Source organism: Streptomyces sp. KL2, assembly GCF_046529545.1.
Lineage (GTDB): Bacteria > Actinomycetota > Actinomycetes > Streptomycetales > Streptomycetaceae > Streptomyces > Streptomyces radiopugnans.
On record NZ_CP127170.1, the window covers coordinates 4021447 to 4042945 of the forward strand.

Below are 21499 nucleotides of genomic sequence, written 5' to 3' on the forward strand. Positions count from 1 at the left end.
CGCCGTTCCTCCCGGGCGTCCCCCGGTATCCTGGTCCACCGCCGCGCCCGGCACAACGCCCTTTCCCGCCCCGGGCCGCGCGGCTGTCGGTGTGACGTGCGAACATGCCACGCCATGGATCTGTCCTCGCTCATCGCACGGCTCACGCTCCCGCCGTCGACGGACTCCGGCCGGCCCGCCGCGCCCGCGCCCGTCCCCGTCGACTGGGACGCGGTGGAGAGCTGGCTGGGGCTGGGGCTGCCCGCCGACTACAGGGCGCTGGTCTCCGCCCTCGGGCCGCTGGACGTGGGCGAGCACCTGTGGCTGCACACCCCGTGCGTGCGGGAGGGCGGATACGACTACGGGGACTGGCTGTGGGAGACGCACCGGGAGTGCCGCATCTCCTCCCGCCGGGCCATGCGGCGGGAACCGCCGCCGTTCCACCCCGAGCCCGGCGGACTGCTCGCCTGGGGCGAGACGAGGGGGAGCGCCCGGCTGCTCTGGGACACCGGGGCGTCCGGCGACCCCGACCGGTGGCCGGTCGTCGTGTTCGACGCGGAGGCCGCCCGGCGCGGGAGCGACCCGTGGCACGACTGCGGGACGACGCTGACACAGACCCTGGCGGCCCTGCTGACCACCGGGATCCGGATGCCCGGAGGCAGGGCGCTCGGACCGCTGCCGCCCACCGCGCGCCGTACCGCCTTCCTGGTCGGCGCCCGCCCCTGGAGGCCGCCCGCGCCCGAGCCGGCGCCGGGTCCCGGGCCGGCGCCGGAGAGGGCGCCCGGGAGTCGGTACGCCGCGCCGCGCCCACCGGGGCCGGAGGACCGCAGGCACCGGCACTGACACGGCCCCGCCCCGGCCGGCCCGGCCCGTACCGCCGCCGCGGGCCCGGCGTCTCGGCGCCCGCCGCCGGGCGTCACCGTCCGTGAGTCCCACGTCACCGTCATGGCCTGCGGGTTCACGGGTATCCGGGTTGCGGTGCCGCCCGGTACGGCGACGCGGCGGGAAGGACTGTGCGGTGACGATCGGTGACGGCGTGTTGGCATGGCTGGGAGCGGCGGCGCTGGGCGCCGCCGTGCTGCCGCGCGTGGTGGCCGGGCGGCGGCCGCTGTCGCTGCCCCTGATCTTCCTGCTCTGCGGCATCGGCGTGTACCTGCTGCCGCTGCCGCTGCCCACCGTCGACCCGGTGGGCGACCGGCTGCTGGTGGAGCACGCCACCGAGATCTGCGTGATCATCTCGCTGATGGGCGCCGGTCTGGCCCTCGACCGGCCCGTCGGCCTGCGCCGCTGGGCCGCGACCTGGCGGCTGCTGGGCGTGACGATGCCGCTGACCGTGGTGTGCACCGCCGGCGCGGCGTGGTGGCTGCTGGACTGGCCGCCGGCCGCCGCGCTGCTGCTGGCCGCGGTCCTGGCGCCGACCGATCCGGTGCTGGCCTCGGAGGTGCAGGTGGGCGAGCCCACCGAGGAGGAGCACGACGAGGACGAGGTGCGGTTCGCCCTCACCAGCGAGGCCGGTCTGAACGACGGACTCGCCTTCCCCCTGACGTACGCGGCCGTGGCGCTGGCCGCCGCCGCGGGCGCCGGATGGTCGGCCGACTGGGTCGGTTCGTGGGCGGTGGAGGACCTCGCGTACAAGTGCGTGGTCGGCGTTCTGGGCGGGCTGCTGGTCGGCCGGCTGCTCGGCTGGCTGTTCTTCCGCGCGCGCTCGAAGGTGCTGCGCCTGTCCCACCACCGGGAGGGCTTCGTCGCGCTGGGAGCCACCTTCCTGTCCTACGGGGTGACCGAGCTCGCCGGCGGCTACGGCTTCCTCGCGGTGTTCACCACCGCCTGCGCGATCCGGGCGGCCGAGCGCGCCCACGGCTACCACAACGTCCTGCACGACTTCGTGGAGCAGATCGAGCGACTGCTCACGGTGGGACTGCTCTTCCTGCTGGGTGCCTTCGTCGCGCTGGGCGGCCTCGCCCCGCTGACCTGGCGGGGCGCCCTCGTCGCGCTGGCGGTGCTGCTGGTGGTCCGGCCGCTGGCGGGGTGGGTGGGCCTGCTGGGCCGCCGTATGGAGCACCGGGAGCGCTGGGTGGTCGCGGGCTTCGGCATCCGGGGCATCGGCTCGCTGTACTACCTCGCCTACGGGCTGGGGCAGACGGACTTCCCGGTACCGGCGGAGGAGCTGTGGGCCGTGGTGACGTTCACCGTACTGGCCTCGGTGGTGCTGCACGGCGTCACGGCGGGCCCGGTGATCGACCGGCTCGACCGGCTGCGAGGCCCTGCGGGGACCGCGTCCGGGTCCGAGGAGGAGCGGCAGGGCGAGGAGGGGCCCTTCCCCGGCCGGCCCGCCGCGTGACGGGCCGGACGGCGGTTCGGCCGGCGCGGGACAGGGATCCTCTTCCGCGCCGGCCGCCGCACTTCCCGCCCCCGGCGGTGCCCCCCCGGCGGGCCCCCGCCGTCCCCCTCAGGGGCGCCGCAGCAGCAGTTCCGTGTTGCGGTCGCCCGCCTTGCCGGTCAGGGCCGTGCTGCGGCCCGGGGCGTTGAAGGCCAGCTCGCGGTAGAGCGAGGCCAGGCCGGCGGGGGAGAGGTCGCCGGGGTCGGCGGCGTAAGGGGCCGCGGACTCGACGCAGGTGGTGAAGAGGGAGAGGGTGCCGTCGCCGTTGTCCGTCAGCTCGATGACGCGGGCGAGCTGCGGGTGGTCCACGTGCGAGGCGGTGGTGATCTCCCAGAAGTGACCGTGCGGCACGATCCGGTTGCGGTGGCTGTGGCCGTTGATCCAGGCGATCACATTGGCGTGCCGCCCCAGCAGCGCGGTCAGCTCGGCGCCGCCGACGGTGACGGAGTCGCTGTAGTGGTGGCTGAAGACCAGCACGCGGTCGTCGCCGTGGCGGGTCAGCTCGCGGTCCAGCCAGCGCAGTTGGGCGGCGCCGATGTGGCCCCGGTAGTCGCCGTCGGGGTTGGTGGTGTCCAGGCTGACGCCGAGCACGCCGTCGGCGACGCGGAAGGAGTAGTACAGCCGCCCCTCCTCCAGGGCGGCCCGGGTGTAGCCGTGGCCGACCGGGCCGGGCCCGGTGTACGCCGGATCCAGGTGCGCCGCGGCGTACTCCCGGGTGGTGAGGGGCGCGCGGGAGGGGTCGGGGGTGACGGTGCGCGTCCTGCGGGCGTGGGCGCGCAGCAGTTCCCTCAGCGCGGTGCCCCGGGTGTCGCGGCCCCCGCGCACCGATCTGTGGAGCGCGGCGGCCTCGGCCTCGGGCAGCTCGTACAGCTTCCGCTCCCCGGTGGCCAGGTCGGTGAAGTACGCGCTGCCCGCGAAGTGGCCGCCGTGGAGGTCGTCGTGGTTGCCGACGGTGGAGTACCAGGGGATGGCCAGGCCGGGGCTGGTGAGCCGCCGGATCGCGGCGTCGAGGAAGCCGTCGAGGCGGGGGAAGCCGTACCGGCCCCGGTCGGTGTCGTCCGCCCCGCCCTCCGGGTGCCAGTACAGGGGCAGTCCGGAGTTCTGCACTCCCTCGTAGCGCAGCGGGTCGCCGGTGTTGGGGGTGATGCGGCCGCCGCTCATCGCGGTGAGGAACCACTCCGTCTCGGCACGGCAGTTGTTGTCGGTGTTGTCCCCGGTGGTGATCGCGAAGCCGAGCGGCGCGCCGGTGGCCGGGCCGCCGCGCAGCGAGTTGATCCGCTCGATCATCGAGACCAGGCCGTGCACCGACAGCGCCTCGTGCGGGCGCCAGGCGCCGGGCTTCCCGGAGCGCATGTACTCGAAGCGCAGCGGGTGCTGCACGTCGGTGACGTGGGTGTCGGTGAGGTGGACGAAGGAGGCCAGGACGGTGCGCCGGTCCTCGCGCGCCCCGCCCGCGGCGGCCAGGTCCTGCCGTACGACCCGCTCCCAGCCGCGCCCCTCGCCCAGCCGCCGGTAGCCGGCCGCGCCGCGCGGCGCGGCGGTGCTCTCCAGCGTGGTCCCGGCGGGGGAGGGGGCGGCCGGGGCGGTGGGCGAGGGGGACGGGGAGGCGGGCGGGGACGGCGGGGCGGCGGTGGGCGCGGCGGCGTCGGCCGGGCCCCCGCCTCCGCCGAGGGCCACCCCCGCCCCGGTGGCGACCGCGGCGACTCCGGCGGCGGCGAGCAGGGTGCGGCGGTCGAGGGCGCGGTGAGGGGCGGTGCGGCGGGCGGGCTGGCTGCTGCGGGACATGGGCGTCTCTCCCCGGATGCGAACGCGGCGCCTTGGGACGGGGCGTTCCCCCGCCCACCGGGATCGTCGGCAGCCGTGGTGACCCGCGTTCCAACGGCGCGCGAACGTCCGGCACCGAACAGCGCTCATGGATCACCGGGGGCCTTGCCCGCCACGTCCCGCTCGTCGTGCGTTCACCGGGGAGGCCGGGAGTTCACCTCCCGGCCCCCCGGCCCCCCGGCCTCCCTGCCGCCCCCCGGTCTCACGCCCTGCGGCTCACCCCTCCGGGGCCGCCTCCGGCCGCGAGCCGCCCTGTGCGGCCGCGAACGCGGCCAGCGCCTCGGCGACGTACGCCTCGGCGGCCGCCTTGGTGACGCCCAGGCCGCTCAGCGGGCCGTCGCCGTCCTCCAGTTCCAGCAGCGCCAGCAGGACGTGCTCGGTGCCGATGTAGTTGTGGCCCAGCCGCAGCGCCTCGCGGAAGGTGAGCTCCAGCGCCTTCTTCGCCCCCGCGTCGAACGGGACGAGTTCGGGCGCCTCGCCGGCCGCGGGCGGCAGCGCCGCGGTGAGGGCCTCCCGGGCCGCCTCCGCCGTCACGCCCTGCGCGGCGACCGCCTTGGCGGCGAGCCCGTCCGGATCGCCGAGCAGCCCCAGGGCCAGGTGCTCGGGCCGGATCTCGCCGTGGCCCGCCGCCCGGGCCTCGTTCTGCGCCGCCACCACGGCGTTCCTGGCGCGGGGGGTGAACCGGCCGAACCCCTGGGCGGGGTCCAGGTCCGGTGCGGAGCCCTTGGGGACGAAGCGCTTCTGGGCGGCCTGCTTGGTGATGCCCATGCTCCGGCCGATGTCGGTCCAGGAGGCGCCCGAACGCCGGGCCTGGTCCACGAAGTGGCCGATCAGGTGGTCGGCCACCTCGCCGAGGTGCTCCGCGGTGAGGACGGCGGTGGAGAGCTGCCGCAGGACGTCGGACTCTGTCTGCTTGATGCCCTCGATCAGGTCGTCCAGGCGGACGGTGCCCGTGAGGGGGGTCGGATTCTCCATGCGTCAACCATAGGTTGACGACATTGACCCGTCAACCCAGGGTTGACGACTTCCGGCCGGTCGTCCCGGAGGGGGCGCCGCGTTCCGCCACGGCCCCGCCGCCGCTCCGCATCGCCGCAGGTACCGGCGGGAAAAGGCCGTCACGCCCCCCGGGACGGGCGTGCGAGGATGGCCGGAAAACGAGGACCCGGACACACGAAGGAGATGACGCAGGTGCCTGGTACGAACCTCACGCGCGAAGAGGCGCGGGAGCGGGCCCGTCTGCTAGAGGTGGACTCGTACGAGATCGAGCTCGACCTCTCCGGCGCGCAGGAGGGAGGAACCTTCCGCTCGGCCACCACGGTGAGGTTCGACGCGCGCGAGGCCCGGGAGAGCTTCATCGACCTGGTGGCCCCGGCCGTGCACGAGATCGTCCTCAACGGCGAGTCCCTCGACCCCGCCGAGGCCTTCGCCGACTCGCGCATCGCCCTGCCCGGCCTGGTCGCCGGACGCAACGAGCTGCGCGTGGTCGCCGACTGCGCGTACACCAACACCGGCGAGGGCCTGCACCGCTTCGTCGACCCCGTCGACCAGCAGGCATACCTCTACACGCAGTTCGAGGTGCCCGACGCCCGCCGGGTCTTCGCCTGCTTCGAGCAGCCCGACCTGAAGGCGTCCTTCGCCTTCACCGTCACCGCCCCCGAGGGCTGGACGGTGATCTCCAACTCGCCCACCCCCAAGGCCGAGGGGCCGCACGGCAACGTCTGGCGCTTCGAGCCCACCCCGCGCATCTCCTCCTACATCACCGCGCTGATCGCCGGCCCGTACCACTCGGTGCACAGCAGCTGGGAGGACGGCGACGGCCGCAGCGTCCCGCTGGGCGTCTACTGCCGCCCCTCGCTGGCCGAGCACCTGGACGCGGACGCGATCTTCGAGGTCACCCGGCAGGGGTTCGACTGGTTCGAGGAGAAGTTCGACCACCCCTACCCCTTCGCCAAGTACGACCAGCTGTTCGTCCCGGAGTTCAACGCGGGCGCGATGGAGAACGCGGGCGCCGTCACCATCCGCGACCAGTACGTCTTCCGCTCCAAGGTGACGGACGCCGCCTACGAGGTGCGGGCCGAGACGATCCTGCACGAGCTGGCCCACATGTGGTTCGGCGACCTGGTCACCATGGAGTGGTGGAACGACCTGTGGCTGAACGAGTCGTTCGCCACCTACACCTCCATCGCCTGCCAGGCCGCCGCGCCCGGCAGCCGCTGGCCGCACGCGTGGACGACCTTCGCCAACTCCATGAAGACCTGGGCCTACCGCCAGGACCAGCTCCCCTCCACGCACCCGATCATGGCCGAGATCCGCGACCTGGACGACGTCCTGGTCAACTTCGACGGCATCACCTACGCCAAGGGCGCCTCCGTCCTCAAGCAGCTGGTGGCCTACGTCGGCGAGGACGCCTTCTTCCGCGGCGTGCAGACGTACTTCAAGCGGCACGCCTGGGGCAACACCCGCCTGACCGACCTGCTCACCGCCCTGGAGGAGACCTCCGGCCGCGATCTGAAGACCTGGTCGAAGGCGTGGCTGGAGACGGCCGGCATCAACATCCTGCGCCCGGAGATCGAGGTGGACGCGGACGGCGTCATCACCTCCTTCGCCGTACGCCAGGAGGCCCCGGCCCTGCCCGCGGGCGCCAAGGGCGAGCCGCTGCTGCGCCCGCACCGCATCGCCGTCGGCTCCTACGAGCTGGAGGACGGGAAGCTGGTGCGCACCGGCCGGATCGAGCTGGACGTGGACGGCGAGCGCACCGAGGTGCCCGAACTGGCCGGCGCCCGCCGCCCGGCGGTGGTCCTGCTCAACGACGACGACCTGTCCTACGCCAAGGTCCGCCTCGACGAGGCGTCCCTGGCCACCGTCACCGGCCACCTGGGCGACTTCACCGAGTCGCTGCCGCGCGCCCTGTGCTGGGCCTCGGCCTGGGACATGACCCGCGACGGCGAGATGGCCGCCCGCGACTACCTGGAGCTGGTGCTCTCCGGCATCGGCAAGGAGTCCGACATCGGCTTGGTCCAGTCCCTCCAGCGGCAGGTCAAGCTGGCCCTGGACCTGTACGCCGCCCCGGGCTGGCGCGAGAGCGGCCTGCTGCGCTGGTCCGAGGCCGCGCTGGAGCGGCTGCGCACGGCCGAGCCCGGCAGCGACCACCAGCTCGCCTGGGCGCGGGCGCTGGCCGCCACCGCCCGCACCGACGAGCAGCTCGGCCTGATCGCCGGTCTGCTGGACGGCAGCGAGGAGATCGAGGGCCTGACGGTGGACACCGAGCTGCGCTGGGCCCTGCTCCACCGCCTCGCGGCCACCGGGCGCGCGGACGCCGACGCCATCGAGGCCGAGCTGGAGCGCGACCGCACCTCGGCCGGCGAGCGGCACGCGGCGGCGGCGCGGGCGGCCCGGCCGACGCAGGAGGCCAAGGCGGAGGCGTGGGCCTCGGTCGTGGAGTCCGACAAGCTGCCCAACGCCATGCAGGAGTCGGTCATCGGCGGCTTCGTCCAGACCGACCAGCGCGAGCTGCTCGCCCCGTACACCGCGAAGTACTTCGACGCGCTCAAGGGCGTGTGGGAGTCGCGCAGCCACGAGATGGCCCAGCAGATCGCGGTCGGCCTCTACCCGTCCCTCCAGGTCTCCGAGGAGACGCTGCGGGCCACGGACGCCTGGCTGGAGTCGGCGGAGCCCAGCGCGGCCCTGCGCCGCCTGGTGACCGAGTCGCGCGCGGGGATCGAGCGCGCCCTGAAGGCGCAGGCGGCGGACGCGGCGGCGGCCGCCTGACGCTCCGGGAGCCCCGGAAGGGGGCGGCGCCCGCGCTTCCGGCGCGGGCGCCGCCCCCTTCGGTGCTTCCCGGGTTCGCGGACTTCTCAGCCGGACGGGACGCCGCGCGGTACGGACGCGTCCCCGCCGCCCCGGCCGTCTCCGTCGTCCGCGCCGTCCCTGTGGTCGCCGCCGCTGTCCCCGGCCCCGGTCCCGTCTCCGGCCCCGTCTCCGGTCCCGTCTCCGCCCCGGGAGCGGGTGGCCGCCAGGGACCAGCCGATCGAGACGGCGATGGTGGCGGCGATGACCCCCAGGGTGACGGGGATGGGGAGCTTGCCGACGGGGGTCTCGGACAGGATCAGCTTGACGCCGGCGAAGACGAGCAGGAACGCCAGCCCGTAGTGGAGGTAGGCGAAGCGCCGCAGCAGCCCGGACAGGCAGAAGTACAGGCTGCGCAGGCCGAGGACGGCGAAGGCGTTGGCCGTCCACACCAGGAAGGTGTCGGTGGTGATGGCCAGGACGGCGGCGACCGAGTCGATGGCGAAGATCAGGTCGGTGGCCTCGATCGCGACGAGGGCGACGAACAGCAGGGTGGCCACCCGGCGCCCGTCGATCCGGACGAAGAAGCGGTCCCCGTGGTACCGCGAGTCGGTCGGAACGACCTTCTTCACCAGCCGTACGAGCGGGTTGCGGTCGGGGTGCACCTCCTCGTCGTGCGAGAAGGCCATCTTCCAGCCGGTCCAGATCAGGAAGGCGCCGAAGAGGTAGGCGGTCCAGAAGAAGACCTGGAGCAGTTCGGCCCCGACGAAGATGAACACCAGCCGGGCGACGAGCGCGCCGATCACGCCCCAGAAGAGGATCTTGTGCTGGTAGGCGTCGGGAACGGCGAAGAACGAGAAGACCAGGGCGAAGACGAAGACGTTGTCGATCGAGAGGGCCTTCTCGATCAGATAGCCCGCGTAGTAGGTGCCGGCGGTGTCGCCGCCCTGCCAGGCCCACAGCACGAGGCCGAAGCCCAGGCCGGCGGCGATCCACACCGCGCTCCAGGCCGCCGCCTCGCGGAAGCCGATCACATGGTTGTCGCGGTGGGCGAGCAGGTCGACGGCGAGCATCGCGGCGATGCCGAGGGTCAGGGCGGCCCACACCCACAAGGGGACGGCCAGGGACGGATCGTTCAACGGGATCGGGTTCCTTCCGTCGTCCGAGGGGCCGCCCGGCCCGACGGGCCGGGCGCGGTGCCGCGCAGGGGGGTCCAGGGCGCGGGGTCCGCCGTGTGCACCGGCGGGCCGCCGTGGAGGGCGGAGGCCTCCCGCAGCGCGCCGGCGTCGGCGCCGGCGGGGCCCGTACGGGCGGCGACCACCGCGTCGCAGCGGTTCCGGCGGGCCAGGGCGATCACCCCGGCGGCCGTCCGCAGCCGTGCGCCGCGGCGCGGCGTCAGGCGGTGGGCGGCGGGGATGTGGCCCAGGCCGGCCCGTCCGACGCGGGGCAGCACCCTGGCCAGGACGGCGGCGCCCGCCTGCCCGGCGGCCCGGTCGTCCACGTGCGCGGGCAGCACGGCCACCAGCAGCAGGGGCGCCCGGTGGATCCCGGCCAGGCGTACGGCGTCGTCGACGACGGCGATGTCGTCGAGGCGGTCGGTGAGGACGGCGGCGATCGGTCGGGGCGGGAGGTGCGGCATGGTCACGGCGGATCCGCCTTCCTGCGCGGAAACGGTCATATGCCCCAAGGGTCACCCGAAGGGAGAAGCGCGTCAATAATTACGCGAAAAATTCTTCGCTAATCATGGAACGCATTTCGGGGAGTGACACACGAAGCGCGGATCGTACGATGGAGGCATGACCGCCTCCCCCTCCCGCGGCGACCGGTGGACCTTCCTCACCAACCACGCCCGCGTGCTCCTGCACATCGCCCGCGACCCCGAGATCCGGCTGCGGGACGTCGCGGCGTCCATCGGCATCACCGAGCGCGCGACCCAGGCGATCGTCGCCGACCTGGAGGCCGCCGGGTACCTCAGCCGCACCCGGGTCGGCAGGCGCAACCGCTACACGATCGACCCCACCGTCTCCCTGCGCCACCCCTCGGAGGCCGGCCACCCCGTCGGCGACCTGCTCGACACCTTCCTCCACCGCGAGGATTCCCCGGCAGTCCCCGCCTCCCGGGACGCGGCGGCCCGGGAGGCGGGGAGGCAGGAGGCCTCCGGCACCTGACGGTCCGGGGACCCGGCGGCCCGAGGGCCCGGCGGCCTCGGATGTCCGAGGGCCCGGGGCCGGGCACTCACCGCGGCAGGACCTCCACGTACGCGGCCGGCCCGCGCTCGGGCGCGGTCATCAGGGCGGTGCGGACCACGGCGGCCTGCTGCGCGGGCCGGTCGCGGAGCGCGGCCGCGGTGACGTGGACGACCGTGACGCCCTGGCCCCGCAGCCGCTCGCGCTTGCGGGCGTACGCCGGCGGGCGTGTGCTGCCTTCCGCGCCCGCGCCCCCCTGCTCGCCCGTGCCGTCGCGGAGGTCGATCTCGACGGCCACGGCCTGCTCCGGCCAGTAGGCGTCCACGCTGCCGAGATGGTGGCCGCCGGGCAGCCGGAGGTCGACGTTCCAGCAGGGGTCGGGCAGGCCGTGGGCGCGGACCAGGCCGTACAGCAGGCTCTCGGCCACCGACCGGCTCTCGGCCAGCAGCGCGTCCACGGCGTCCGCCAGGTGCGGGCGGCCCAGCAGCCGGGCCCGTACCAGCTCGCGGACGACGGCCCGCGCCTCGCAGTGGCCGCCGCGCACCGCCTCGGTCAGCATCCGGCGCACCGCCACCGCGTCACCGGTCCGGGCGGCGGTGTCGGCCAGGGCGCGGGGCACGGGGGCCACGGGCAGGCCGGTGACCTCCTCGGCCGCGGGGAGGGAGCGGGTGCGCACCACACGGGCGCAGCCGGCCGGACGCAGCCGCCGGGTGTGCGGCACCAGCACGTCGATGTGCTCCAGGGCGGACAGCGGGGGAGTGGAGGAGAAGCCGTGCAGGGCGAGCGCGGCGGGCCCGGTGATCACGGCCTGCGCCTCGCGTACGGCGGGACGCGCGGAGGAACGGACGGCGGGAGGGACGGCGGGGCCGGGGGAGGCCGGCCCCGGTACGCGCTCCGGCCCCGCCGCGTACAGCAGCACCGCGTGCAGCCGCTCCTCGCCGGTCGGCGGCCCGGGGTGCAGCAGGTAGACACCGGGCAGCGGCATCTGCCAGGGGCCGCCCGGCCGGCAGCGCTCGCCGGCGGTGGCGGCCGACACGCCGCGCTCGCGCAGCGTGCGGGCCGTCACCACCCGGCGGCGTACGTGCGACAGGCGGCGGACGGGGCGGGGGGACACGGGGGTGTCATGGCTCATGTCCCCGCGATTCCCGCCCGCGTTCCGCCCGCCAACCTCTGTTACACGCCTGTCGACGAACGCGGACACGCCCGTCCTAAAGGACGGGCGTTCGAGCGCCGATCAGCTCGCCGCCGCATGGGCGGCAGCGTCGCAGCGCTGCGCCCGCAGGGCCCGCGCCACGTCGTCGCGGGCCTCCAGCACCAGGCGCCGCAGCGCGGGCGCGGCGTCCTCGTGCGCGGCCAGCCAGGCGTCCGTGTCCGCCAGCACGGCCCGGTTGTCCTGGAGCGCCGGGAACAGGCCGCGGACGACCGACATGCCGATCTCGATGGAGCGCTCGGCCCACACCCGCTCGATCGCCTCGAAGTACCGCGGCGCGTACGGCGCCAGCAGCTCCCGCTGCCCCGGCTGGTCGAAGCCCGAGATGGTCGCCTCCACCAGCGCGTTGGACAGGCGGTCGGAGTCCACCACGTCCGTCCACGCCCGCGCCTTGACCTCGGCCGACGGCCGCGCGGCCAGGCAGCGCACCTGGTGCCGCTTGCCGGAGGCGGTGTCGTCGCGGGCCAGTTCGGCCGCCAGCCGCCCCTCGTCGGCCAGTCCCCGGGAGGCCAGCGCCTCCAGGAAGGTCCAGCGCAGCTCCTGGTCGACCTCCAGCCCGTCGATCCGGGCCGTCCCCTCCAGCAGCCCGTCCAGCATCCGCAGGTCGTGCTCGTCGTGCGCGACGGCCGCGAAGAACCGCGCCCACGCGAGCTGGTGGTCGCCGCCCGGCTCGGCCTGCCGCAGATGCCGCAGCGCGCCGTGGGCGAGCAGCCGTGCGCCCTCCTCGCGCCACTCGGGCGCGACGTAGTGCACCAGGGCGGTGTGCGCCCAGGCGTGCAGCATCTGCACCACGCCGATGTCGGACTCCCGGCCGCCGAAGCGCAGCACCAGGTCGAGGAAGTCGCGGGCGGGCATCAGCGCGTCGCGCGTGAGGTTCCACAGGGCCGACCAGCACAGCGCGCGGGCCAGGTTGTCGGTGACCGAGTCCAGGTGGGAGCGGAGGGTGTCCAGGGAGGCCTCGTCGAAGCGGACCTTGCAGTACGTCAGGTCGTCGTCGTTGACGAGGATCAGCTCGGGACGCTCGGCGCCCGTCAGCTCCTCCACGACCGTCCGCACGCCGGTGACGTCCACCTCCGCGCGGGCGTATCGCTCCAGCGCGCCCCCCGCGCTCTGCCGCCGGTACAGCCCGACCGCCACCCGGTGCGGGCGCAGCACCGGGTGCTCCCCGGCAGCCTCCTGGACGACCGCCAGTTCGGTGATCCGGCCGGCGGAGTCGTAGACGGCCTGCGGGGTGAGGGAGTTGACCCCGGCGGTCTGCAGCCAGGCCCGCGCCCACTCGCCCATGTCCCGCCCGGAGGTCTCCTCCAGCACCGACAGCAGGTGCTCCAGCCGCGTGTTGCCCCACTCGTGGCGCTTGAAGTACCGCCGCGCGCCCTCCAGGAAGGCATCGCGCCCCACGTACGCCACCAGCTGCTTGAGGACGGAGGCGCCCTTGGCGTAGGTGATGCCGTCGAAGTTGAGCTTGGCGTCCTCCAGATCCCGGATGTCGGCGGTGATCGGATGGGTGGAGGGAAGCTGGTCGGCGCGGTAGGCCCAGGACTTGCGGCGGTTGGCGAAGGTGATCCAGCCGTCGGTGAAGCGGGTGGCCTCCACCATCGAGAAGGAGCCCATGAAGTCGGCGAAGGACTCCTTGAGCCACAGGTCGTCCCACCACTCCATGGTGACCAGGTCGCCGAACCACATGTGCGCCATCTCGTGCAGGATGACGTTGGCCCGCCCCTCGTAGGAGGCGTCGGTCACCTTGCCGCGGAAGACGAACTCCTCGCGGAAGGTCACACAGCCCGGGTTCTCCATCGCACCGAGGTTGTACTCGGGCACGAACGCCTGGTCGTACTTGCCGAACGGGTACGGGTAGTCGAAGTGGTCGTGGAAGAAGTCCAGGCCCTGCTTGGTGACCTCGAAGACGTTCTCGGCGTCGAAGTGGCGGGCCAGCCCCCTGCGGCACAGCGCGCCCAGCGGGATCACCAGCTCGCCGCCGCCGGGCAGCTCGCGCCGGTAGACGTCGGTGACGTGGTGGTAGGGGCCGGCCACGACGGTGGTGATGTACGTCGAGATCGGCTTCGTCACCTCGAAGCGCCAGACGGCCGCGTCCTCCCCGGCCGGCTCCGGCTCGCCGGTGCGCGCGCCGTTGCTCAGCACCGTCCACCGCGCGGGGGCGGTGACGGTGAAGGCGAAGGGCGCCTTCAGGTCGGGCTGCTCGAAGTTGGCGAACACCCGGCGGGCGTCGGCCGGTTCGTACTGGGTGTAGAGGTAGGTCTCGCCGTCCTCGGGGTCGACGAAGTGGTGCATCCCCTCGCCGGTGCGGCTGTACGCGCACCAGGCGTCCACGGTCAGGGTGTTCTCGGCCTCCAGGGAGTCCAGCGCGACGCGCGTGCCGTCGAACACCTCGTCCGCGTTCAGCTCGCGGCCGTTGAGCGTCACCGAGGCGACCGCCGGGGCCAGCAGGTCGGCGAAGGTGGAGGCGCCCGGCTCGGCGCAGCGGAAGCGGATCGTGGTGGTGGAGCGGAAGGTGCGCGGGCCGTCCCCGGGGTGGGGCCCGACCGCGGAGCGCAGGTCGAGCGCGACGTCGTACCCGTCCACGGTCAGCAGCCGGGCGCGCTCCCGGGCCTCGTCACGGGTCAGATTCTCACCGGGCACGGCGTGACTCCCTCGTCTCGCGTCTCGACATCGGAGGGCCAGGATTTCATGCGCCCGCGCACCGGCGCGCGGGCGGTCGACCGGTCGGTCGGACGGGCCGGGGCGGGGCAGGGGGCGGGCGGGAATCACCGCACGGCTCCCGGGCGTTCCCGTTGGGCACCCCGGCGGCCGTCCGCGCGACGGCCGCCGTCCGTGCGCGCCCGCGGGAAGACGACCCGCACGACCCGTACGACGAGGAGATCCGCATGTCCGAGACGCCCGAGACCGCGACCAGGACCCCGGCCGACTTCTGGTTCGACCCCATCTGCCCGTGGGCCTGGATGACCTCCCGCTGGATGCTGGAGGTGGAGAAGGTCCGTCCGGTGGAGGTGCGCTGGCACGTGATGAGCCTGTCGGTGCTCAACGAGAACCGGCTGGACGAGCTGCCGCAGCAGTACGTCGACCTGATGGAGGCCGGCTGGGGCCCGGTGCGCGTGCTGACCGCCGCCGAGCAGAAGCACGGCCCCGAGGTGCTCGGCCCGCTCTACACCGCCCTGGGCACCCGCTTCCACAACCGGGGCCTGCCCAACGAGCGCGCCACGATCGTGGACGCCCTGAAGGAGGCCGGTCTCCCCGAGGACCTGGCGGACGCGGCGCACACGGACGCGTACGACGAGCGGCTGCGCGCCTCGCACGAGGAGGGCATCGGCCTGGTCGGCCAGGAGGTCGGCACGCCGGTGATCGCCGTACCGGGCCCGGACGGGAGGCAGACCGCGTTCTTCGGGCCGGTCGTCACCCCGGCGCCCAAGGGCGAGGCCGCGGCCCGGCTGTGGGACGGCACGCTGATGGTGGCCTCCACCCCCGGCTTCTTCGAGCTGAAGCGGACCCGTACGGAGGACCCGAAGTTCGACTGAGCCCCGTCCCCGCTTCCGTTCCCGCCCGCCGTTCCCGTCCGCCTGCGGGGACCTTCCGTCCCGCCTGTCGCCCGTGACACGCGGAGGCTGAGAAGACGATCGCGAGGGCGGCAGGCGGTACGGAGGACGGTGGGGCCCGGCGCGGCGGGGAGGCCGTGCGGTGCGCGGGCCCTCCGGCGCCCTGCCTTGTTGCACATTATGTGCAACAAGGTAGGGCGGGCAACAGCGGCACACCGGTGCGCACGCCGGCGCGGCGGCTACCCCTCGCGCGCCGTCTGGGCGGCCCTCGCCGCGGCCCGCCGCTGCCGCACCAGCCCGGCCGCCGACAGGGCCAGGGTGAGCCCGGCGGTGAAGGCGAGCTGGGTGCGGGTGTCGCCCTCGCGCAGCATCAGCAGCAGCACCGCGGCCACCCCCGCCAGCGACAGCCAGGTCAGCGCGGGGAACAGCCACATGCGCACCACCAGCCGCTCCGGCGCCTCCCGCTCCAGCCTGCGGCGGGTGATCAGCTGGGAGACGGCGATGAAGCCCCACACCACCAGCACGGCGGCGCCCACCATGTTCAGCAGCCAGGCGAAGACGGTGTCGGGCCACCAGAAGCTCAGCAGCACGGCGAAGAAACCGAAGGCGGCCGAGGCCAGCACCGTCCGGCGCGGCACCCCTCCGCTGACCCGCCCCAGGAAGGCCGGGCCCTCGCCCCGGGCGACCAGGGAGTACGCCATCCGCGAGGCGCCGTAGATGTTGGCGTTCATGGCCGACAGCAGGGCGACCAGCACCACCACGTTCATGACCTCGGCGGCGGCCGGGACGCCGATGTGGTCCAGCACGGCGGCGTACGGGCCGGCGAGCACCGACTCGTCGTCCCAGGGGATCAGTGTGACGATCACCGCGATCGAGCCGACGTAGAAGACGGCGATGCGCCACATCGCCGTGCGCACGGCCCTGGCCACCCCCCGCACCGGGTCCCGCGACTCGGCCGCGGCGATGGTCACCGTCTCCAGTCCGCCGTAGGCGAAGACCGAGGCCAGCAGGCCGACGACCAGGCCCTCCGTGCCGTTGGGCAGGAAGCCGCCCTGCCCGGTGAGGTTGTCCAGGCCGGGGGAGGGGGTGCCGGGCAGCAGGCCGAGGACGGCCACCAGGCCCAGGGCGATGAAGAGGACGATCGCGGCGACCTTCAGGGCGGCGAACCAGAACTCGTACTCGCCGAAGTTCCGCACGGCCAGCAGGTTGCTGCCGGTGAACGCCGCCATGAAGACGGCGACCCACAGCCACTGCGGTGTGCCCGGGAGCCAGCCCGCCATGATCGTCGCCGCGCCCAGCGCCTCCACGGCGACGGCCACGCACAGCAGCACCCAGAAGATCCACCCGGCGGTGAAGCCGGCCCACGGGCCGATGGCGCGCTCGGCGTGCACGGAGAAGGAACCGGAGGCGGGGTGGGCGGCGGACATCTCGCCGAGCATCCGCATCACCAGCATCACCAGCAGCCCGGAGGCGGCGTAGGCCAGGACGATGGACGGGCCCGCGGCGGCGATGCCCGCACCGGAGCCGACGAAGAGGCCGGCGCCGATCACACCGCCGAGTGCGATCATCGACAGATGGCGCTGCTTGAGGCCGTGGGAGAGGGCGGAGTGCTCGGTGCCGCCCGCCTCCCGGCGGGGGGAGGCGGTGGTCTTCAGATCGGGCGTGCCGGACATGGGGAAGGTGCCGTCCAGGGGGTCGGGGGGAAGCGGAGTAGTTGGTTCCGCACCCGGCCAGTGTGGGCGCCCGACCCGGCCCGCGGCAACGCCCCTCGCCCTTCTGTCCGATATCCGGACGCCTTGGCCGCTCTGCGTGCGTACCGGCGGCGCGCACGACCGCGCCCTCGCCAACGCCCCCGCCGGGGCGGGGGAAAGCGGCACCGGCGGGTGCGCACGGCCGCCCTCCAGTCCCCCTCCAGCCGTCTCCCACAAGGTGGACCGCCCCTTCTTTGTCGCCAATCTCACGGGGGCTCCGGGGCTAACGTCGGTTAACGTCGGGGCGTCCCCGAAGTCCTCACGAGACCGGAGCCGTGATGAGCACCTCTGCCACCGCCACCGCCACCGTCCGCCCGGGCGCCGTCCTCGCCGACGTCCTGCCCGCCTCCACCGCGACCCGCGCCCGCCTGCGCGACGCGGCGCTGGTCCTCGGCGGCGCCGCGCTCACCGGTGTGGCCGCGCAGCTCGCCGTCCCCGTGCCGGGCTCGCCCGTCCCCGTCACCGGCCAGACCTTCGCCGCCCTGCTCCTGGGCGCCGGCCTGGGGCCCCGCCGCGCCCTGGCCTCCATGGGCCTGTACGCCGCCGCGGGCGTGGCCGGGATGCCGTGGTTCGCCGAGGGCGCCTCCGGCGCCGCGATGCCCTCCTTCGGCTACATCATCGGCATGCTGCTGGCCGCCGTCGCCGTCGGCGCCCTGGCCCGCCGCGGCGGGGACCGCGGCGTGCTGCGCACCGCCGGGACCATGGCCGTGGGCACCGCGATCATCTACGCCGTCGGCGTCCCCTACCTGGCGCTGGCCACGGGCATGTCCGTCGGCCAGGCCGTCGCGGCCGGCCTGGTGCCCTTCCTGGTCGGTGACGCGCTCAAGGCGGCCCTGGCCATGGGAGCCCTCCCCGCGGCCTGGAAGCTGGTCGGTCGCAAGTCCTGAGCAGGCCCTGAATAGACTTCCGTCCCATGCGCGTGTACCTCGGCTCCGACCATGCCGGCTACGAACTGAAGAACCACCTCGTCCAGTGGCTGAAGGAGGCCGGGCACGAGCCCGTCGACTGCGGCCCGCACATCTACGACGCGGCTGACGACTACCCGCCCTTCTGCCTGCGTGCCGCGGAGCAGACCGCCGACGACGAGGACTCCCTGGGCATCGTCATCGGCGGCTCGGGCAACGGCGAGGCCATCGCCGCCAACAAGGTCAAGGGAGTGCGGGCCGCACTGGCGTGGAGCGTGGAGACCGCCAGGCTGGGCCGGGAGCACAACGACGCCAACGTCATCAGCATCGGCGCCCGGATGCACACCGCCGAGGAGGCCGTCTCCTTCGTGCGGACCTTCCTCGACACCCCCTTCTCCGGCGACGAGCGGCACGTCCGCCGCATCGACATGCTCTCGTCGTACGAGCGGACCGGGAACCTCCCGCCCGTCCCCGCCCACCACCCCCAGCAGGACTGAACCCCGCGAGGACTGACCCGCACCCGTGCCAGAAGGCCACACCATCCACCGGCTGGCCGCCGACCTCGACGAGAGGTTCGGCGGCCGGCCCGTCCAAGCCTCCAGCCCCCAGGGCCGCTTCGAGGGCGGGGCCGCCCTCGTCGACGGCCGGACGATGGGCGGTGCCGACGCCCACGGCAAGCACCTCTTCCTCGGCTTCCCCCGTTTCGAGGGGGAGGCCGGCGGCGACTGGATCCACATCCACCTCGGCCTGTACGGCTCCTTCGCCCTCGGGCGGGGAGCGCCCCCCGCCCCCGTCGGGCAGGTACGCCTGCGCCTGGCCACCGCCGAGGCGCCCCCGGCCTACGCCGACCTGCGCGGCCCCAACACCTGCGAGCTGCTCACCGGAGCCGAGAAGGACGCGGTCACCGGCCGTCTGGGTCCCGACCCGCTGCGCGCCGACGCCGACCCCGAGCGGGCCTGGGCGCGGATATCCCGCAGCCGCACCACGGTCGCCGCGCTGCTGATGGACCAGAAGGTCGTCGCGGGCGTCGGCAACGTCTACCGCGCCGAGGTCCTCTTCAGGCACAACATCGATCCGTACCGGGCGGGCAAGGACCTCACCCGGGCCGAGTGGGAGGCGGTCTGGGCGGACCTGGCCGGGCTGATGCGCGAGGGCGTGCGCGACAACCGCATCGACACCGTGCGGCCCGAGCACACCCCCGAGGCCATGGGCCGCCCGCCGCGCGTGGACGACCACGGCGGCGAGGTGTACGTCTACCGCCGGGCCGGGATGCCCTGCCACGTCTGCGGCGAGGAGGTCCGCACCGCACCGCTCGCCGCCCGCAACCTGTTCTGGTGTCCCGGCTGCCAGAAGCCCTGACCCGCCGCCGGGCCCACCGGGCCCACCGGGCCCGGCGGGTGCGCCCGAGCCGTCAGAAGCCGTGCGGCAGCCACGGCGCGACGGGCCAGGCGAACGCGGTCGCGGCCCCGGCCAGCGCCCCGGGACGCAGTTCCCGCACCCGTCCGGCGCCCGCCAGCGCGGCCAGGGACGTCCCGCCCAGATACGCCTCGCCCAACTCCCGCGGCCCCAGGGCAAGTTCGGCGGCGTCACCGGTGCGCTCACAGGAGGCGCCCGAGGCGTCGCCGGTCAGCCGCCAGCGCCCCGTGTTCCAGGGGCAGAAGGAGTCCTCCACCTCCAGCACCACGTCCACCGGCGCCGCGTAGCGGCGGGCCGCCAGCGCCGCGCCCACCTCCACCGGGCGCAGGTGCAGCAGATCGCGCAGGAGGAGCTCGCACCGCCGGACGTCGCTGACCATGTGGAGCAGCGGATCGTCCACCGGGCGGGACTTCGCCTCCACCACCGAGGTCAGGTCGATTTCGAACAGGAAGCGCCACAGCGCCGCGTACGCAACCGGGTCCAGCGCCTCCAGATCGTGCACCACCACCGTGCCCTTCGGCCCGGCCGCGTCCCACTCCGGCTTGACGGCGTAACGGGCGTATCCGCGCAGTCCGCCGTCCGCCTCGGCCAGCACGCAGCGCAGCGCCGACGCGCCCTCCCGCCAGCCCTCGGGGTCCAGTACGCCCTGCCGCTCCCAGCCCGGACGCCGCTCCAGCATGCCGGGCCGGGCAGGCACCCGGCGGGCGTACAGCGCCTCGCACTCCTCCAGCGACGCGACCGGATCGGCGTTCCGCAGCCGGACCCCGTCCGTACCGGGCGGCAACTCCAGACGCACCCTGGCGGTGTCGATCCGCGCGCGCACATGGCGGGCGGCGACGCCGTACCCGAAGCGCCCGTAGATCGCCGGCTCCGAGGCGGTCAGCACCGCCAGCGGCTCCCCGGCCGCCCGCACGTCGTCCAACTGCCGCCGCATCATGGCGGTCAGAATGCCGCGCCGCCGGTGCGTGGCGGCCACGCTGACCATCGACAGCCCGCCTGCGGGCACGATCGCGCCGCCGGGCACCGACATGCGGAAGGAGAGCGTGCCGGCCGTGCCGACGATCTCCTCCCCGTCCCGGGCGGCGATCGACCGCTCGAACTCCGTCAGCTCCCGCCACAGCGCCCGGGCCTCGGGCGGCTCGGACTCGCCGAAGGCCAGTTCGAGCTTCCCGTACCAGTCGTCCCATTCCCCGGGGCGCAGCGTTCGCAGATCCGTACTCGTCATGCGCCCATCCCTATCAGGCGGGTGGAGGCGGGGCGACTGGTTATCGAACACCGTTTCAGGTCCGCCATACCGGGAATCGACGGACCCCCGAACGGGTGGATAAGGTCCCTGACATGGCAGGTCGCACGGGCAAGACCCCTCCCGCGCCCCGGTTGTACCAGGTCCGCAAGACCGTCCACCGGGTCCGCACCGTCCTGCGCCGCTCCGCCGTCGACTACTTCCGCGGCGAGGGATCCGACTGGATCGCCTTCGCGGCCCTGCTCGCCACCGTCCCCGCCCTCGCCTACGCCACCACCGCCGAGCCGCTGTGGTTCGCGCCCGAGGCCCTGGTGCTGCCGGTGATCGCGGGCGGCCTGCTGCTGCGCCCGGCCAGCCTGCTGGTCCTGTACGCCGCCGCGGCCGGCGCCCTGATCGTGGAGGCCACCGTGCTCGGCCCGTACACGGCCGGGCCCGGCCGCGTCACGCCGGGGACGGTCCTGGTGGTGGGCGCGGTCGGGCTCTCCGGGCTGCTGATCGCCCAGTTCCGCAGCCGGGTCGGCGTCCCCTGGCGGCGCGGCAACACCATGCTGTTCGACCTGCGCGAGCGCATCCGCGTCCAGAGCAAGCTGCCGAAGCTGCCCGCGGGCTGGCACCGGGAGATGGCGCTGCGCCCGGCGGGCGGGCAGTCCTTCTCCGGCGACTTCGTCGTCGCCACCCTCACCGGTCCCGACCGCCGCACCCTGGAGGCCGTCCTCACCGACGTCTCCGGCAAGGGCATGGACGCGGGCTCCCGCGCCCTGCTGCTGTCCGGCGCCTTCGGCGGGCTGCTGGGCTCCCTGCCCCCGCACGCGTTCCTCCCGGCCGCCAACGACTACCTGCTGCGCCAGGACTGGCAGGAGGGGTTCGCGACCTCCGTCCACCTCGTCCTCGACCTCGACAGCGGCGACTACGAGCTGTTCTCCGCGGGCCACGTCCCGGCCCTCCAGCTCAACGCGGGCAGCGGCCGCTGGGAGGAGAAGAACGCCGAGGGACCGCTCCTGGGCGTCTACGACGGCGCCCGGTTCGACGCGGTCAAGGGCAGCCTGCGCCCGGGCGACGTTCTGATGCTCTTCACCGACGGCCTGGTGGAGACCGCCGACCGGGAGCTTGCCGAGGGCATCGACCGGCTGACGGGAGAGGCCGACCGCTATGTCGTCGCCGGCTTCGAGGGGGCGGCCTGGCACCTGATCGAGGCCGTCGCCCGCGACGTCAACGACGACCGGGCCCTGCTGCTGATCCGCCGTGACTGACGGCGCGGCGGCCGCCGGGGG

General features: G+C 74.4%; 17 protein-coding genes. 9 read left to right on the forward strand and 8 right to left on the reverse strand.

The genetic code is table 11. The features are described from left to right. Positions 1 to 114 precede the first annotated feature (114 nt). Complete coding sequence (locus QPK52_RS18105) at positions 115 to 822, forward strand: hypothetical protein (protein ID WP_410538525.1); 708 nt, start codon at positions 115 to 117, stop codon at positions 820 to 822. Between the two features lie 175 nt (positions 823 to 997). Continuing rightward, entirely contained in the window at positions 998 to 2320 is a 1323-nt protein-coding gene (locus QPK52_RS18110; protein WP_410538526.1) for a cation:proton antiporter, read from the forward strand. A gap of 108 nt (positions 2321 to 2428) precedes the next feature. On the opposite strand, the gene QPK52_RS18115 is transcribed toward QPK52_RS18110, so the two are convergent. Both QPK52_RS18115 and QPK52_RS18120 read right to left on the reverse strand, forming a co-directional pair. Next, positions 2429 to 4144, reverse strand: coding sequence for a TIGR03767 family metallophosphoesterase (locus tag QPK52_RS18115; protein WP_410538527.1), 1716 nt, complete (start codon positions 4142 to 4144; stop codon positions 2429 to 2431). A 255-nt stretch (positions 4145 to 4399) separates the two neighbouring features. Next, entirely contained in the window at positions 4400 to 5158 is a 759-nt protein-coding gene (locus QPK52_RS18120; protein WP_410538528.1) for a Clp protease N-terminal domain-containing protein, read from the reverse strand. A 213-nt stretch (positions 5159 to 5371) separates the two neighbouring features. Between QPK52_RS18120 and pepN (QPK52_RS18125) the strand changes: the two genes are divergently transcribed. Continuing rightward, complete coding sequence (gene pepN / locus QPK52_RS18125; RefSeq protein WP_410538529.1) at positions 5372 to 7951, forward strand: aminopeptidase N; 2580 nt, start codon at positions 5372 to 5374, stop codon at positions 7949 to 7951. An 86-nt stretch (positions 7952 to 8037) separates the two neighbouring features. On the opposite strand, the gene QPK52_RS18130 is transcribed toward pepN (QPK52_RS18125), so the two are convergent. Both QPK52_RS18130 and QPK52_RS18135 read right to left on the reverse strand, forming a co-directional pair. Continuing rightward, on the reverse strand, positions 8038 to 9108 hold the full coding sequence (locus QPK52_RS18130) for a TerC family protein (RefSeq protein WP_410538530.1): 1071 nt from the start codon (positions 9106 to 9108) through the stop codon (positions 8038 to 8040). After that, complete coding sequence (locus QPK52_RS18135) at positions 9105 to 9614, reverse strand: universal stress protein (RefSeq protein WP_410538531.1); 510 nt, start codon at positions 9612 to 9614, stop codon at positions 9105 to 9107. Before QPK52_RS18135 ends, QPK52_RS18130 begins: the two co-directional genes overlap by 4 nt. Positions 9615 to 9765: 151 nt before the next feature. On the opposite strand from QPK52_RS18135, the gene QPK52_RS18140 reads away from it, so the two are divergent. Further along, complete coding sequence (locus QPK52_RS18140) at positions 9766 to 10137, forward strand: helix-turn-helix transcriptional regulator (RefSeq protein WP_410538532.1); 372 nt, start codon at positions 9766 to 9768, stop codon at positions 10135 to 10137. Between the two features lie 67 nt (positions 10138 to 10204). Here QPK52_RS18140 and QPK52_RS18145 read toward each other — a convergent pair whose 3' ends face one another. Continuing rightward, the gene (locus QPK52_RS18145) at positions 10205 to 11287 is read right to left on the reverse strand and encodes a hypothetical protein (protein ID WP_410538533.1); all 1083 of its coding nucleotides are present in this window, start codon (positions 11285 to 11287) and stop codon (positions 10205 to 10207) included. 102 nt (positions 11288 to 11389) lie between these two features. Next, the gene (gene pepN / locus QPK52_RS18150) at positions 11390 to 14002 is read right to left on the reverse strand and encodes an aminopeptidase N (RefSeq protein ID WP_410538534.1); all 2613 of its coding nucleotides are present in this window, start codon (positions 14000 to 14002) and stop codon (positions 11390 to 11392) included. Positions 14003 to 14247: 245 nt separating this feature from the next. Here pepN (QPK52_RS18150) and QPK52_RS18155 point away from each other — a divergent pair, with 245 nt between their 5' ends. Next, entirely contained in the window at positions 14248 to 14895 is a 648-nt protein-coding gene (locus tag QPK52_RS18155; RefSeq protein ID WP_410538535.1) for a DsbA family protein, read from the forward strand. A 257-nt stretch (positions 14896 to 15152) separates the two neighbouring features. On the opposite strand, the gene QPK52_RS18160 is transcribed toward QPK52_RS18155, so the two are convergent. Continuing rightward, positions 15153 to 16586 carry an amino acid permease gene (locus QPK52_RS18160; protein WP_410538537.1) on the reverse strand — a complete coding sequence of 478 codons (1434 nt, stop codon included), beginning with the start codon at positions 16584 to 16586 and terminating at the stop codon, positions 15153 to 15155. A gap of 356 nt (positions 16587 to 16942) precedes the next feature. Between QPK52_RS18160 and QPK52_RS18165 the strand changes: the two genes are divergently transcribed. Genes QPK52_RS18165 through QPK52_RS18175 form a run of 3 tightly spaced genes read left to right on the forward strand, consistent with a single transcriptional unit; the run spans position 16943 to position 18928 of the window. Beyond that, positions 16943 to 17551 (forward strand): biotin transporter BioY, encoded by a 609-nt coding sequence (locus tag QPK52_RS18165; protein ID WP_410538538.1) that lies wholly within the window; start codon positions 16943 to 16945, stop codon positions 17549 to 17551. Between the two features lie 26 nt (positions 17552 to 17577). After that, entirely contained in the window at positions 17578 to 18066 is a 489-nt protein-coding gene (locus QPK52_RS18170) for a ribose-5-phosphate isomerase (protein ID WP_410538539.1), read from the forward strand. Positions 18067 to 18091: 25 nt separating this feature from the next. Continuing rightward, positions 18092 to 18928, forward strand: coding sequence for an Fpg/Nei family DNA glycosylase (locus QPK52_RS18175; RefSeq protein ID WP_410538540.1), 837 nt, complete (start codon positions 18092 to 18094; stop codon positions 18926 to 18928). Between the two features lie 52 nt (positions 18929 to 18980). On the opposite strand, the gene QPK52_RS18180 is transcribed toward QPK52_RS18175, so the two are convergent. Further along, positions 18981 to 20210: a GNAT family N-acetyltransferase gene (locus QPK52_RS18180; RefSeq protein WP_410538541.1), complete on the reverse strand. Its 1230-nt coding sequence runs from the start codon at positions 20208 to 20210 to the stop codon at positions 18981 to 18983. Between the two features lie 113 nt (positions 20211 to 20323). On the opposite strand from QPK52_RS18180, the gene QPK52_RS18185 reads away from it, so the two are divergent. After that, positions 20324 to 21478, forward strand: a complete 1155-nt coding sequence (locus QPK52_RS18185) for a PP2C family protein-serine/threonine phosphatase (RefSeq protein ID WP_410538542.1) — start codon at positions 20324 to 20326, stop codon at positions 21476 to 21478. The last annotated feature ends 21 nt before the right edge of the window (positions 21479 to 21499 follow it).